Annotated in this window: 8 protein-coding genes; all 8 read left to right on the forward strand. The window is 36.0% G+C overall.

What is annotated here, in order from left to right; all coding sequences use genetic code 11:
- The first annotated feature begins 105 nt into the window (after positions 1-105).
- The 8 genes from BC781_RS12965 (at position 106) to BC781_RS13000 (ending at position 15,795) form a co-directional block, all read left to right on the forward strand.
- Positions 106-1,248: an endo-1,4-beta-xylanase gene (locus tag BC781_RS12965; RefSeq protein ID WP_211323799.1), complete on the forward strand. Its 1,143-nt coding sequence runs from the start codon at positions 106-108 to the stop codon at positions 1,246-1,248.
- Between the two features lie 164 nt (positions 1,249-1,412).
- Positions 1,413-2,840 carry a D-xylose transporter XylE gene (gene xylE, locus BC781_RS12970; protein ID WP_109618362.1) on the forward strand — a complete coding sequence of 476 codons (1,428 nt, stop codon included), beginning with the start codon at positions 1,413-1,415 and terminating at the stop codon, positions 2,838-2,840.
- A gap of 233 nt (positions 2,841-3,073) precedes the next feature.
- Complete coding sequence (locus BC781_RS12975) at positions 3,074-5,962, forward strand: triple tyrosine motif-containing protein (protein ID WP_109618364.1); 2,889 nt, start codon at positions 3,074-3,076, stop codon at positions 5,960-5,962.
- 510 nt (positions 5,963-6,472) lie between these two features.
- On the forward strand, positions 6,473-9,559 hold the full coding sequence (locus BC781_RS12980) for a SusC/RagA family TonB-linked outer membrane protein (protein WP_158281465.1): 3,087 nt from the start codon (positions 6,473-6,475) through the stop codon (positions 9,557-9,559).
- Positions 9,560-9,578: 19 nt separating this feature from the next.
- On the forward strand, positions 9,579-11,180 hold the full coding sequence (locus tag BC781_RS12985; protein ID WP_109618368.1) for a RagB/SusD family nutrient uptake outer membrane protein: 1,602 nt from the start codon (positions 9,579-9,581) through the stop codon (positions 11,178-11,180).
- Positions 11,181-11,286: 106 nt separating this feature from the next.
- Positions 11,287-13,062 (forward strand): sugar porter family MFS transporter, encoded by a 1,776-nt coding sequence (locus BC781_RS12990; protein ID WP_109618370.1) that lies wholly within the window; start codon positions 11,287-11,289, stop codon positions 13,060-13,062.
- Between the two features lie 3 nt (positions 13,063-13,065).
- Complete coding sequence (locus tag BC781_RS12995) at positions 13,066-14,661, forward strand: glycoside hydrolase family 43 protein (protein WP_109618372.1); 1,596 nt, start codon at positions 13,066-13,068, stop codon at positions 14,659-14,661.
- Between the two features lie 3 nt (positions 14,662-14,664).
- The gene (locus BC781_RS13000; RefSeq protein WP_109618374.1) at positions 14,665-15,795 is read left to right on the forward strand and encodes a glycosyl hydrolase; all 1,131 of its coding nucleotides are present in this window, start codon (positions 14,665-14,667) and stop codon (positions 15,793-15,795) included.
- Positions 15,796-16,234 lie beyond the last annotated feature (439 nt).

Genomic DNA, 16,234 nt, shown 5'->3' on the forward strand with positions numbered 1-16,234 from the left:
GTAGTTTAAACAAAAAGCTCAAAAACGTCAGTGGACATACCATCTTTTATTAATCGGTATTAAACTGACGTTTTGGGTTTCATGACAATTTTAAAGACTGACAACATGAAACATCAATTATATTCAATGCTTTATTTGTGCTTTTTAGCAACCTTAGTAGGCGTGGTTTCTTGCCAACAGAAAGAAACAATTTCTATTCAAGATCAGATCAGACAAAGTACAGACAAAGGCTTAAAAGATTGGGGCAAATTTCCAGTCGGAGGAGCCGTAAATATCAGTGACGTATTAAAAGACCCGAAATTACAAGCTATCACAGAAAAGAATTTCAATAGTATCACTGCCACAAATGACATGAAAATGTACGGTATAATTCCTACAGAAGGTGTTTATTATTGGGATAAGGTTGATACCTTGGTTTCTTTCTGTGAAAAGAATAATCAAAGACTTTTTGGACATGCCTTAATCTGGCACCATGGAGCACCTCAATGGATAAAAGATCAAACAGCAGAAAATGGCGCAGAATGGATGGATTCTTTTATGAAAGAATATATTCAAACGGTAGTCGGAAGGTATAAAGGAAAAGTAGCAGCTTGGGATGTCGTAAATGAAGCTTTTGCTTCTGAAGGTGGAGCATATAGAGAAACGCTTTGGTACAATAATCTGGGTAAAAAATATATTGCAAATGCATTTAGATATGCTCATGAAGCTGATCCTGAAGCAGATTTATTTTACAATGATTTCAATATTGAAAGAGATGCTGAGAAATTGGATGGGGTAATCTCTATGATTACCGAATTGAAAGCGCAAAATGTTCCTATTACAGGTTTAGGTTTTCAGATGCATATCCGTATTGATACACCAGAAGAATTGATTGAAAATTCTTTAAAGAAAGCTGCTGAAACAGGTTTAAAAATACATATCTCAGAGCTTGACATCATTTTCAATAAACACAATGATACTGAAGGTGGAGGAGAACAAAGTATTACTGAGTTGACAGAAGAGCTCAAACAACTTCAAGCAGAGAAATACCAAAGAATCGTAAAAATATATAGAAAAGTTGTACCTGCGGCTCAGCAATTTGGGATTACGTTTTGGGATTTTACAGATCGAGATACATGGATTCGTCCCTTCTTTAACTTGACTGATTGGCCAACGGTTTTTGATGAAGAATTGGAGCCTAAACCAGCCTATTACAGTTTTGCAGAAGGTCTGGTTTTACCTCTTGATGAATTAGAAGTTTCTCAGTAAAAATTATAGTTTTTTAATCCCTTTTGGAAGTATTGAAAACGGTTGCGAAACCGCTTTCTTGGAAATCCATGAGGTTAGAAATTGAATATGTGTCATGATTACACTAAAATGTGATTGTAATCATGGACAAATACTCATAGAGAAAACTAATAACCAAGAAATCAATGAATACAAAAATAGAACAATCATATAATACGACTTTCATAGCCTTAATAACCTGTGTAGCAGCATTAGGAGGTTTACTCTTTGGATATGATACCGCAGTAATTTCGGGAGCAATAGGAAACTTGAAAACTTTTTTTGATTTATCATCAGCTGAGCAAGGTTTTGCAGCTTCAAGTGCTTTAGGAGGTTGTATATTGGGGGCAGGAGTAGCGGGTATGTTGAGCGATAGAATCGGACGTAGATTAGCATTGATTATTGCAGGTATTTTATTTTTTATCTCAGCAGTAGGTTCAGCTGTTCCTGATTCTTTTACAGAGTTTATTGTTTATAGAATCATCGGTGGAGTAGGTGTAGGTATTGCTTCTATACTATCTCCAATGTATATCGCAGAAATTGCCCCAGCACATCTAAGAGGACGGTTAGTAGCAATTAATCAATTTGCTATCATCTTTGGTATGTTAGTGGTCTATTTCGTGAATTATTATATTGTTCTTCAAGGTGATATTAGCTGGAATGTAGATACAGGTTGGCGATGGATGTTTGGTTCTGAAGCAATTCCTGCAGGTTTATTTACATTTCTATTGATCACAGTTCCAGAATCTCCAAGATGGTTGGCAATGAAAAATAAGGAAAGTCAAGCACTGGGAGTTTTAGAAAAAATAGGCGGAGATGCCAAAGCTGCTTTAAATAGTATTCAAAAATCTCTCAATGCTGAAGGTCTTGTAGAAAAAGTGAGTATTACTGCTCCATGGGCATTGAAAATTGTAGTGATTGGTTCACTTATTTCTTTCTTCCAACAAGTAACAGGCATCAATGTATTCTTGTATTACGCTCCTGAAATATTCAAGAATTTGGGTGATGGAGGAACCGATACGGCAATGCTTCAAACCATTGTAGTTGGGGCCGTAAATTTATTATTTACCGTGATCGCAATTGTATCAGTAGATAAGTTTGGTCGTAAACCTTTATTGCTAATCGGATCATTTGGAATGGGCGTTTGTATGATTGCATTGGGTACTGCAGCATATTTTCAAAATACAGATGTGTGGTTGTTGGTATTTGTTCTAGGTTATATAGCTTGTTTTGCATTATCATTAGGACCTGTAGTTTGGGTATTGCTATCTGAGATTTTCCCAAATAGTATTAGAGCGGTAGCGATGTCAATTGCTGTAGCTGTACAATGGATATCAAACTTTATAGTATCACAGACCTTCCCAATGATGATGGATAATCAGACGCTTCAAGATAATTTTCATGGAGGTTTTCCATTCTGGGTGTATGGAGTAATGTGTATGGTAACAATTGTATTTGTTTGGAAATATGTCCCTGAAACAAAAGGTAAATCTTTAGAAGATATGGAAGCTTTATGGAAGGGTGAGAAAGAAATTGAAAAAATTGAGGAAAACGAAAAAGTGGCGACAATTTGATTGGGATAATAAAGTAATCATGTTATTTAGGAAAAATGGGGATCATACTGTGATCCCTTTTTTTATAATTTAGATTGATTTCAAAATAAATATAGTTATATATCTCATTAGGTCTAAGGCACAGAAGAATCCTTAGAAATTTGAATAATTAAATATTTTCTAAATTAATTTTTATCTTGTAAAACAAGGCGCATTTAGAGTTTTACAACAACATCACATATTTTACTATCAACATGAAGATATCATCAAGAAATTCTTATCTACGATTGGGTCTTCTTTTCAGTCTTATTTTTTATTATCAGAGTTTATCAGCTCAAAGAGTTTTTAAAGGAGTTCATTTAACTAAAACCTACAGTTCCCTTGATTATCAGAGTGGTTCGAAGAACTGGGAAGTGACTAAAGGAAAAGATGGGAGTATGTACTTCGCAAATAGTGCTGGTTTACTTGAGTTTGACGGAAAGTATTGGCAAACCTATGCTTTGAACAGACCCAATAACAATTTGATGTCCCTTTTAGCAACTACAGATGGAAATATTTATGTAGGAGGACAGGGTAACTTTGGTTTTTTCTCAAAAGCAGAGAATGGGCAACTCCAATACACAGACCTAACAGTCAAAATAGATTCATCCTTAAATGTTCAGTTTGATGAAGTTTGGGATATCTACGAATTAGAAAATTCTGAAATTCTATTTTGTTCTCATAATGCACTTTTCAGATATGATGGCGAGAATTTAAAGGTGATTTTACCCCAAACACCTACTTTCTATAGCTATTATGTGAGAGGTAAAGTATATGCCAATTCTTGGAGTTTAGGCTTGCAGGAACTTGACGGCGATTCCTTCAAAAAGGTGAAAGGCGGTGCTGTTTTAGAGCAACAAACTGTTCGTTCTATTGTACCATTTAAAGATGATCAACTGCTCATTGCTACCTTAGAAGGAAATATGTACTTGTATGATCGCAAGGAACTTCACCCTTGGGCAAATTCTTTACATACTATTTTTGAAAACAGTATGATAAATATTGTTCGAGTACTTAAAGATGGAAAGATCGCTGTTGGTACTCAAAATAATGGACTGTTTATCATCTCAGATGAAGGCGAAATTATTCATCATTTCAACAAAGGAAAAGGATTGAATGATCGAATAGTTTATGGTATTTATCAGGAAAAGAATGGTAATCTATGGCTTACTCACAATGAGGGAATTTCTTATGTTGAATTAAATTCTCCGTTTACGCTATTTAATGAAAATAATGGCGTAGAAGGGGCGGGTTATGCTGCAAAAGTTTTTGAAGGTCAACTTTATATAGGAACCTCAAATGGCCTTTTCAAAGGAAATAAGCATCCTCAAACTCATCAACTAGAGTTTGAATTTATGTTAGGCTCTCAAGGTCAAGCTCATGAAATAGAAGAATTAGATGGAAGTCTTTATTATGCTCAACACAATGGGGCATTCAAGATAAAGAAGGATGGTGTTGAACAGTTGAGTAATAAAAATGGAGCTTGGAACTATATGAAATTACTTGAAGATGAAAACTTTGTTCTTCAAGGGTTTTATGGGGGTATCATTCTTTATGAAAAACAAAATAAAACATGGAAACCTGTTCGTCAGCTGAAAGGATTTACTGAATCTCCAAGGTTAATGGCTCAAGATGAAAACCACTTTATTTGGGCAAGTCATGGCTTTAAAGGAGTCTATCGGATGAAACTCAATGCCGAAAAGGATAGTGTAGAGGACCTCAGGCATTATGGTAAAGACGAAGGTTTTCCTTCTAACTTGCTTATCAACATGTATAAGATCAATTCCCGTCTTATATTTTGTGCTGAATCAGGTATTTATGTTTATGATGAAACTTCAGATAGATTTGTAAAGGATGATTTCTTTAATCAGTTATTAGGAGAAGAGAGAGTTTCTTATATGACTGAAGATATGAATGGAAATATTTATTTCCTTCAAGAAGGCAAGCTTGGGTATATACAATTAGATAAATTTGGGAACCATAAGGTCGAGAGAAAGAAGTTCTTCAGAATTAATCCTATGATCTGTGATAATTTTGACCGAGTAGTACCGATTGATCTTCATAATATTTTGATTACAAGTAAAGATGGATTTATTCATTATAACCCTTCTTTTAAACCCAATAATCAGAAGGAATATCAAGTCTCAATCAGAGAAATAAAAGCAATGAATGGGACTGAAGAAGAAATTGTTCTTCAGAAATACCTTCCAGAAGCGAATAAGATTAAAACGATAAATTTACCTTTTGAACTGAATAACATAGAACTATCTTTTGTAGCTCCAAATTTTGAGGGGAGCGAATTTGTTGAGTACCAATACATTTTAGATGGTTATGACAATCGTTGGTCAAAGTGGAATAAAACTTCTGAACAACGTTATACAAATTTGAGAGAAGGTACTTACATTTTTAAAGTAAGAGCAAAGAATATTCAAGAAGAAGTTAGTTTTGAAACTTCAGTCCGACTTATCATTAAACCACCTTGGTATCGCTCAAACTGGGCTATTTTGTGCTATATAGCTATTTTATTGACGAGTTCTGGAGTCGGTATATACGTTGTTCGATCTCATTATGCTAGAGAACAACAGGATTTGATGGAGGAAACTCAATATCAACTTACTCAGAAAGATGGGCAAATTAAACAGCTTCAAGATGAGATGTTGAAAGATCAGATTGAATCTAAAAACAGAGAGTTGACTTTGTCTACCATGCATTTGACTCAAAAGAATGCCTTTTTATCAAGTCTTCAAGAAGATCTACAAAAAGCATTGAAAGGAGTTGATCAAAAACTTCAGCAGAAAGAACTAAAGGTTTTGATTAAACGAATCGAAAAAGATATCAATGATAGCAAAGAATGGGAGAAGTTTGAGGAGCATTTTGACTTTGTTCATGGCGATTTCTTTAAAAAGATAAAGAATCACTATCCAGATTTGACAACGCAAGAATGTAAAATATGTGGGTATATAAGAATGGATATGTCAACTAAAGATATTGCGAATACTTTGAATATGTCTGTTCGAGGAGTTGAAACAAGTAGGTATAGATTAAAGAAAAAGTTAGGCTTAGAAAAAGAAGTGAAATTGAAAGATTTTATCCTGACTTTATAAGCTAATCTTAGAAGTATATGTATTGAAGTCCATCAAGTGTATTGGTGGACTTTTTTCTTTTTAATAGCTCTATTGTTTTTTGAAGTAATTCAATTGAAATGTAAATCTTAACAGATGTTCTTTAAATTTATATAATAGAATTCTTAGCGATAAAAGTATTGGATGAGTAAATGTGAAAATAAATTAAAATCAACATAAGTGTCTTTATGACGCTATTTGCGTGATTGAAGTGTGCTGATTTGGGGGTTGAAGTACCCTTGAAGTAGTTGAAGTGTTGTTTTTACTATTGTTTTAGCCCTTTATTGCAATGACAGAAAAAAGGAACAGTATTACTTTTTAATCATCACAGGTGTTTCGGCATCTACAAAAAGAATACAAAATCACATTTCTGACTCACTAAGTTTAAGCATCTGTTTATTGACGTACATGCCCGGGCGTACGCATGAAAATACATGCAATATTTTTTATATGGATAGCTGAATGCTGCCAACTGTAAACTACTATAAGACTATGAAACTTATTCAAAGAACGATGTCTTGCCGATGGCTTCTCTTCGGACTTTTAAGCTTTGCCTTTGTGCTTCCATCACAAGCTCAAGAGGTAATCATAAAAGGAAATGTCATTAGTGCAACAGATAAAATGCCTTTACCCGGTGTTAACGTAAAACTAGAAGGAACATCAACAGGTACGGTTACAGATTTTGATGGTAATTATACTTTATCTGTAGGAGAAAATAGTACACTTGTATTTAGCTACATTGGTTTTCAAACCACACAAGTTGAAGTAGCAGGAAGATCAGTAATTAATATTGAATTGATTGAGGAAGCTGATCAGTTAGATGAAATTGTAGTAATTGGTTATGGTGAAATCTCAGCTAGAGAAGTTTCAACAGCAGTTACTAAAATTGACGGTTCAAAATTAGCTCAACAGCCAGTAGCTCGTGCAGAGCAAGCATTACAGGGTAATGCTCCAGGAGTTGTTGTACTTCAAGAGTCTGGTTCACCAGGTGCGCCAATGACCATCAGAATTAGAGGTAACTCTTCTGTGAACAATTCAAATCCTCTTTATATCGTAGATGGAGTACAGGTTCCTAATCTTGATTTCCTAAACTCTTCAGATATTGAAAATATCTCAATCTTGAAAGATGGTGCTTCAGCTGCAATCTATGGTGCTAGAGGTGGTAATGGAGTAGTTTTGGTGACTACTAAAACAGGGGATAATAAGACAACAGCTCCTAAAGTAAGCTTCTCAGGTTATTACGGAGTTCAAAGCTTGGGTAATAAGCCAGAATTGATGGATAAGAATCAATACATTGACTTCTTTAACAATTCAGTAGATTATTATAACACTTACGGTCTAGAAGAAGGCATTCCTTCAAGAGGTAAATTTACAGCAGAAGAGGCAGCTAAATTACCAGATACAGATTGGTATGACGAAGTATTCAATCAAGCAGCTATTCAAAATTACCATGCTAGCGTTGGTGGCGGAGGAGAAAGCTACAACTACATGTTTGCAACTGGTATTTACAAACAAGATGGTATGGTAGGCGGAGACTTGGATAAGTCAAACTTTGAAAGAAAGTCTCTTAGAGGAAGCTTCAATAAAAATTTAGCAGAAGGATTGAAAATTAATTTTGGAGGTACTTATGCACAAACAGATCGTAATTTCTTAGCTGAAAACAGTGCAGGTACAGGTAGTGCTATTTTGAATTATGTGAACAACTTGCCTCCAATCTTCCCAGTTTATGCGGACAACGGTGAAATCTTTAACCCAGGTAGACAAACTCCAGTACAGTCTTATAATGGTGTAGAGTTGCCATATATTGGAGCAATTACAAACCCAATGTTAGCACTTGAGCTGACGAACAACAATGCTGTAATTGATGTGGTATCGGCATTCGCAGGAGCATCTTATGAAGTGAACAACTTCAAGTTTAGAACAAATTATTCGTACTACGGTCAAACGGGTAAAACTCGTTCATTCACACCTACGTTCGATTATCCAGAGCAAACTTTCACAAATCTAAATGCTTATTACCAAGAAGGTTTAGAAACATTTTTTAGAACTCAATGGGATAATACTTTACAATATACTTTTGAACAAAATGATCATAAGTTAGTCGGTCTTCTAGGTATGACAGTTATTGAAGATTCATGGTCTTCTTCGTCAATGAATGGTCAAAACTTCTACACAAATAACTTTGATGATGTGACTTTCGCAATGATGAAAGATAAATCACAAATCAATGTGACTCCAGCTTCAGTTGTTGAGAACGGATGGTTGTCATACTTTGGTAGAGTAAACTACAGCTACAAAGGAAAATACTTGTTCGAAGCTACAGTTCGTTCGGATGCTTCTTCTAAATTCGGTCCTAATAACAGATGGGGTTACTTCCCTTCAGTTTCTGCAGGTTGGAATATCTCAGATGAAGAATTCATTAAGGATATAGACTTTATTGATCTATTGAAATTTAGAGCGAGTTGGGGTGTAAATGGTAATGACCAAATTGATGCTTACCAATACCTTCCAAGTCTTACTTCTAATGCTCAATATGTGATTTCAGGACAGCAAACAGATGGTATTGCACCAATCATTATGGGTAACCAAGATATCAAGTGGGAAGAAGTAACTCAAACAAACATTGGTTTAGATGCTGATTTCTTAAATAATAGAATCGGAATCTCTGTGGATTACTTCATCAAAGAAACTTCTGATATGTTGGCACAAGTGGGTACGCCAATTTATGTAGGAATCGGTGCTCCATTCTCTAACGTAGGTAGTGTAAGAAACTCAGGTATTGAAATCGCTCTTAGCCACAGAAACACAGTAGCTGGTGACTTGAAATACAATCTTGGTTTCAACTTCGCTACCATGAAAAATGAAGTGACAGATTTAGGAGGAGGACAGCCAATTAATTCAGGTGTGGTTCAACCATCTTGGGCATCACCAATCTCGAAAACAGAAGAAGGACATTCTATCGCTAGTTTCTATGGTTATCAAGTAGATGGTTTTGATGAAGCTGGAAACATAGTATTCAAAGACCTAGATGGAGAAGAAGGAATCACAGAGGCTGATAAAACATTTATCGGTAACCCATTCCCAGAGTTTACATACGGTATTACGGGTGGATTGGAATACAAAGGATTTGATTTGAACTTCTTCTTCTTCGGAAGCCAAGGAAACGATATCTACAAAGCATTCCTTCGTCCAGATGCCATCAACTTGAACAGACCTACATATTTTGGAGATTCTTGGTCAGCTGATAACTCAAATTCAGATGTAGCAAGATCTAACCTATTCGGTTATCACGGAGGTCATGATGAAGTATCTGACTACTACATTGAGGATGGTTCTTTCCTAAGATTGAAGAACATTTCTTTAGGTTATTCTTTACCAACTCAACTTGTAGAGAAGATTGGAGCTTCAAAGGTTAGAGTTTATGTTTCAGCACAAAACTTATTTACGATCACAGATTACACAGGTGCTGATCCAGAAATTGGACAATCAAACAGTGGAGCATTCTTGGATGTAGGAATTGACCGTGGTTTCTATCCACAACCAAGAACAGTAATGGGCGGATTCCAAATCAATTTCTAATCCTTAATCAACTGAAGTCATGAAACAAAGATTTATAAAAACAATAGGGGCAGCCTTACTAGGATTATCAATTGTAGGTTGTGATACGGATGAATTATTAGATAAATCACCAGTTACAGAATTAAGTGGTGATAGCTATAACACAGAGCCAAACCTAATGGCGGCATTGTATGCAAGTTATGATGTATTGCAATGGCAAGTAATGGATGGGGTACATGTTTTCCCATTGATGTGGCAAGGAATCAGAGCTGACGATTTGCACTCTCAATTTGCAAACTTCTGGACACCAGGTACCATCATGGACGATTTCTCATTGATGCAATCAAACAATGTGAGTGTTCAGAAATTATGGCAAAAATGGTATGGTGGAGTTTCTAGAGCAAACATTGTAATCGCGAAAGCACAAGAATTTGATGGATGGGAAACAGAAGGACTTCAAGCGCAAGTAATTGCTGAAGCAAAAACACTCAGAGCATTCTTCTACTTCGAATTGGTAAGAATGTGGGGTGGAGTTCCATTGATCACAGAGCCAATTGCATCACCTTCTGAAATCCCTTCAGGAGAAAGAGCAACGGCAGCTCAAATTTACGCACAAATTGACGCTGACTTGATGGATGCTGTTGATGATCTTCCAACAAAATCAGGAACAGTAGAAGGGCGAGTAACGAAAGGTTTAGCACAAACTTTATTGGCAAAGTCTAAACTTTATCAAGAAGATTATGCTAGTGTAATTGCTTATACAGAGGCTGTTATCAATTCTGGTGAGTATGCTTTAGAAGAAGATTTCGGAAGAAACTTTAAGCTTGATAATGAGAATGGTAAAGAATCAATTCTTGAAATTCAATATGAAGATGGTTTTAGTGCTGATTTCTTTGAAGTAGCAAGCCAAAGCCAACAAGGTTCGGGTATGTGGCAAATGTGTTACCCTTGGATTTTTGGTAGATGGACGTCTTGGAGTAATATGTTGCCATTGGGAGAACTTGTAGATCAATATGATAAAGTAAACGATGTTCGTTATGAAGATACGTTTATCTCAGTAGGTATGGATATCAGAGGTGATCTTCCAAATCTTGCAGCAAACTGGTGTCCTCCAAGAGATTACAATGGAGATGAAACAATCTCAGCTGATGAAATATTGGCGACAGATGGTGTTGTGCTAGATTGGAATGTAAGTTGGTTGAGACCAAATCTTGAAGACTGTAACTACACTCGTAAATACATCATTGATTGGGATGTGTTGGATGGCTTATTACAACCGTCACAATCTCCATTGAATGAAAAAATCATCCGTTATTCAGAAGTTTTACTAATGCACGCAGAAGCTTCAGCAATGGGTGGCGGTGGAAACGGACTTGCTTCATTGAATGCCGTTCGTGAAAGAGCAGGGCTTACAGCTTTAGGTTCGTACACAATGGACGATGTTAAAAGCGAGCGTAGAAAAGAATTGGCAACTGAAGGATGGAATAGATTCTCGGATGTAGTTCGTTGGGGTGATGCTACTTCAAATGCAACTTTCCAAAGAAAGAATTTCCAATCGGGTAGAGATGAGTTATTACCAATTCCACAATCGGAAATTGACGTGGTAGGAGCTGATATTCTTCAACAAAATCCTGGCTACTAATCAGGTAATGAAGTTAAGCAAAGCCTCTAGGACTTTTGTACGGAGGCTTTGCTTTATATCAGTTAATTGAAATGATATAAGAACAGTCTTCAAACATTATGCAATCATGAAAAAGCGAGCGTATTATTCAGTATTGGTTGCCCTTATTGTATCTATTGGCGGTTTTTTATTGGGATTTGATGGGACTGTGAATTCAGGTGCTGTTCCATTCTATAAAAATACTTTTGATATTGCGGATCAGCCATTTTTGATAGGTTTATCCACTGGGGTGATTATTTTAGGGGGATTTTTTGGAAACCTTACAGCAGGTTTTCTTAACGATAAATGGGGTAGAAGACCTAGTCTATTTTTTACTTCTTTTTTATTTATGGCAGGAGCCTTAGGTACGGCTTTAGCTCCAAACATTCTTCTTTTTATCTTTTTTAAACTCATAGCAGGTTACGGAGTTGGTATTGCAATACTTACAGCTCCAGTTTATATTTCTGAAATTGCGCCACCAGATCAGCGTGGGCGGCTAGTTACATTTAACCAATTAAATATAGTCTTAGGTCTTACTATTGCATATTTTTCCAATTACTACATTTTACAATGGGTAGATGACCCAGAACTGAACTGGCGTTGGATGTTGGGTGTCGGTTTCTTTCCGGCAGTAGCTTATTTTGGTTTACTTTTCTTCATTCCAGAAAGCCCAAGATGGTTAATCAAAAAAGGATATGATCAAAAAGCGAAGACAATCCTAGAGAAAATAGGTGGACCAGCTTTGGCAGAAGAAGAGTACGACTGTATTAAAAAGAGTATTGAAGATGATGAAAATAGAAAAGAGGGTGGATTATCTGAGTTCTTTTCTAAGAAAATGAAATTGGTACTACTTATTGGTTTTGGTATAGCATTTTTTCAGCAAGTATCGGGGATTAATGCTGTGCTTTATTATGCGCCTATGATTTTCCAATCTACAGGTGGAGGGCAAGATGCGGCATTCCTTCAGTCAATAGTGGTAGGTTTGGTATTTGTGGGAATGACAATCATATCGATGTTCTTGATTGACAGGCTAGGAAGAAAACCACTTCTAGTTATTGGAACCTCTGTGATGTCTATTTCTTTATTGATTGCGTCTTTTGGTTTTTATAAAGCCACTTATACGCTGAATGAAGAAAGTATAATGACAATTGAATATGATTTAAGAAGTAATATTGAAAACGCTGAAAAAGGGATATCTCCGATTGAAAAAGCAAGTCTGTATGCAGAAGTTGATTTACTCGTAAATACACTTAAATCAATTGAAGATATAGAGTTTGACGGTGAGTTAGTTTTCTTCAACAATATTAAGTCTAAGCTTTTAAGTAGGGGGAATAAGCTGAAGCATCATGAAGGAGAGGCATTTTACAGAGAAATTCATCATTACATGATGGATGGAATGAAACAAGATGCTGCTATTGAGAAAGCTGTACTTTCAAAATACAATTCATCTTATAAGAGTATGATCTTAAATAAGAGTATTAGTATTAATGATGTGTTGGTTTTAGTAGGTATTCTCGGATTTATTGCTGGTTTCTCAATCTCTTTAGGTCCTGTGACTTGGGCGATGCTACCAGAAATTTTACCAAATAGACTACGAGCTTTAGGGATTTCAATTTTTGGAGCACTAAACGGAATTACAAGTTTTTCGGTGGCAACAATGTTTCCAATGGAATTGGAGCTTTTAGGAGCAAGCACAACCTTCCTTGTTTTTGCAATCTTTATGATCATCTGTCTGATCTTCTCATTGACGGTAGTAGTCGAGACGAAAGGGAAATCATTGGAACAGGTTGAGAAAGAGCTTATAGGAGAAGTTGTGACTAGTGCAGATGAAGTAGTGGAAGAGAAAATAATAATTGGACATTAGGCTATGAAAACAATTCAAAATCCGATACTTAAAGGTTTTAATCCAGACCCTTCAATTATCAGAGTGGGAGAGGATTATTACATAGCAACTTCTACTTTCGAATGGTTTCCGGGTGTTCAGATTCATCATTCAAAAGACCTTGTTAATTGGGAATTGATAGGACATCCACTGAATCGAAAAAGTCAGTTGGATATGCTTGGTGTACCTGACTCTTGTGGAGTATGGGCACCTTGTCTGACCTACGATAATGGTACTTTCTATTTGGTTTATTCTAATGTGAAGTCTTTCGATGGAGTTTGGAAAGATACGCCAAATTATTTGGTCACTACAGATGATATCAGAGGTGAATGGTCAGAGCCAATTTATCTGAGTAGTAGTGGTTTTGATGGATCACTTTTCCATGATGAAGATGGCAGAAAATGGTTCACTTCTATGATTGTAGACCATAGAAAAGGAAAGTTCTTTGGCGGTATCATCATTCAAGAATATGACAACGTGCAACAGAAGTTAATCGGGAAATCAGCGCATATTTTTGAAGGAAGTGAGTTAGGAATAACGGAAGGTCCTCATATCTATCAGAAAAATGGATATTATTATCTTTTAACTGCTGAAGGAGGAACAGAGTATGGACATGCGATTTCTTTGGCTAGGTCTGAATCTCTGATGGGACCTTATGAAATTCATCCAGAAAATCCTGTGATATCGGCAAGAAATCATTCTTCACATCCACTTCAAAGAGCTGGTCATGGAGATATTGTAGAAACGCCAAATGGTGATTGGTATTGTGTGTTTCTAGTTGGGCGACCGCTAACCAATATAGGAAGATGTATTTTAGGAAGAGAGACAGCTATTGAGAAAGTAGAATGGAGAGAAGATGGTTGGTTATATGCAAGTAGCGGAAGTGCATTACCAAGAGTTGAGTTAGAATCACCATCTCCAGAAGTAGATTATAAGCCTTCAACATTATTCTTTGAGGACTTTGAATCTGATTCTTTAAATATTCATTTTCAGTCTTTAAGAATACCTGTTTCGGAGGATTGGTTAAGTCTTTCTGAAAGAGAAGGATTCCTACGTTTGTATGGCCGTCAATCTCTTACCTCTAAACATCATCAAAGTTTAATTGCTAGAAGAGTTCAGGCATTTCATAGTGTAACCACAGTAGCCTTAGAGTTTTCTCCTGAAAGCTTTCAACAAATGGCAGGCTTGGTATGCTATTACAATACTTCTCATTACTACTATTTACACCTAAGTGGTGATGAAAACGGACAATCGGTGCTCAATATTATAGCGTGTAATAAGTATGGGACATCGGAACCAATGGATAAACCAATCCAATTGGGAGATCAATCTCGTGTTTATCTACGAGCAGATTTTAACAGAGACAAACTTCAGTTTTTCTACAGTGTAGACAATAATGAGTGGCAAAAAGCGGGGGAGGTTTTAGATGGCAGCATTTTATCAGATGACTATGTCAGAGATGGACTTGGTGACATCTATCGCCCTGCTTTTACTGGAAGTTTTGTTGGGGTATGTTGTCAGGATTTGACGGGACAAAATAAACATGCCGATTTCGATTGGTTTACTTACGAAGAATTATAGACGATGAGCAGATTAAAAGTATTAGCGTTGTTTCTCCTTAGTCTCTCAATTTGGGCATGTGGAGAACAAAAAGAACAAGCGACTCTAGAAGCTTCAACAGATGAGCGTCCTAGAGCCAAATTTGAACCCTCAGATGGAGAAGTTATTCTGTTTGCAGGTCAGAGTTTAGCTGCATTAGGCGGATTGGATGAGTACAATGATGGCTATTTAGACCATTTTGAAACGCCAGGTGGTTTCACGATGTACACAAAGATTTTACCTCCACAAAGAGAAATAAATCATAAGTATGAATTGTTACCTGGTTTAGTAACAACAGATGATTGGGGGGATGGACCTAACAATATGCAACTGCAAATTGATGATACAGACTTCCAGCATTCGGCACTTGCAATTGGTTTGGAGTTAGTTGATTACGAAAATGCAACAGCCAATGGTGAAATGGATTCTATGGTTATCGCTCTCGGAGAATGGATCAAAGGATTAGGAAATAGACCTGTTTTTCTAAGAATAGGTTATGAATTTGATGGCCATGATTGGAATCATTATGATCGAGAAGGCTACCTTGGAGCTTATAAAAGAATCTACCATATGTATGACTCTATGCAGATTGATAACATTGCTTATGTTTGGCAAAGTACGGGTTGGGGATCATCTTATATGGATTTAAAAGATTGGTATCCTGGTGATGAGTACGTGGATTGGTGTGCGTATTCACATTTTGCAAGACATCCTGAAGCAGCTCCTTTATTTCAGTTTGCAAGAGACCACAAGAAGCCAGTGATGATCGCTGAAGCTACTCCAACTTTACCAACTGAAACTATAAAAACAGATGGGAAGACGAAAGAAACAAAGTTGGATAATCCTACTCAAGCACAAGAAGCATTGGAGCAATGGTTCAAACCATTTTTCCAAGTAGTCTATGAAAATGAGGATGTTGTTAAGGCTATTCATTATATAAATACAGATTGGCATAACTATTCAATGTGGAAGACGAATCCTACTTTCCAAGATATAGATGCGAGGCTTCAATTAAATCAAGAAATAAAGAGCTATTGGATAGAAGAAACTTCAAAGCCAAAATATTTGAAAGCATCACCTGATTTGTTCTCTAAACTATGGGGGATTGAGGAATAATTAAAGTGATATAAATAGTTATTAGATAGTTCTCGAGTATGTGTTAAAGTGTTGCCACTAAGTTTGTGTTGTGCTTATGTGGTAACACTATTTTTTGTTAGATATAAAGTGATTTTCAATTCGGGTGAATTTCTAAAATTCTATTAGGGGAACGATTATATCTTAGTTTAATGAAGTTCTGTATCGTATGATGACCTATTTTTAGTTGGTGTGAAATGCTACAATCCTACCTAAAATCGAGGCTATAGATTTTAAGTAGGATTTTCTGCTTTTAAATAACTGTTTTCAATTCTTAAAGAAATAGTTTTTACACTCTTCTGATTTACTTTTATTGTAATAAATTGAATATGTAACTGTTAACATTTATGGTTTAACAATTGATAAATGTAATCTTCACGCATTTTATAGATCTTTACTCTCAACAAGCATTCTTACTTAC

This window comes from Sediminitomix flava, from assembly GCF_003149185.1.
Taxonomy (GTDB): Bacteria; Bacteroidota; Bacteroidia; order Cytophagales; family Flammeovirgaceae; genus Sediminitomix; species Sediminitomix flava.

Coding starts and splice junctions, on each gene's coding strand:
- BC781_RS12965 (WP_211323799.1), top strand. CDS start 106: ATGAAACATCAATTATATTCAATGCTTTATTTGTGCTTTTTAGCAACC.
- xylE (WP_109618362.1), top strand. CDS start 1,413: ATGAATACAAAAATAGAACAATCATATAATACGACTTTCATAGCCTTA.
- BC781_RS12975 (WP_109618364.1), top strand. CDS start 3,074: ATGAAGATATCATCAAGAAATTCTTATCTACGATTGGGTCTTCTTTTC.
- BC781_RS12980 (WP_158281465.1), top strand. CDS start 6,473: ATGAAACTTATTCAAAGAACGATGTCTTGCCGATGGCTTCTCTTCGGA.
- BC781_RS12985 (WP_109618368.1), top strand. CDS start 9,579: ATGAAACAAAGATTTATAAAAACAATAGGGGCAGCCTTACTAGGATTA.
- BC781_RS12990 (WP_109618370.1), top strand. CDS start 11,287: ATGAAAAAGCGAGCGTATTATTCAGTATTGGTTGCCCTTATTGTATCT.
- BC781_RS12995 (WP_109618372.1), top strand. CDS start 13,066: ATGAAAACAATTCAAAATCCGATACTTAAAGGTTTTAATCCAGACCCT.
- BC781_RS13000 (WP_109618374.1), top strand. CDS start 14,665: ATGAGCAGATTAAAAGTATTAGCGTTGTTTCTCCTTAGTCTCTCAATT.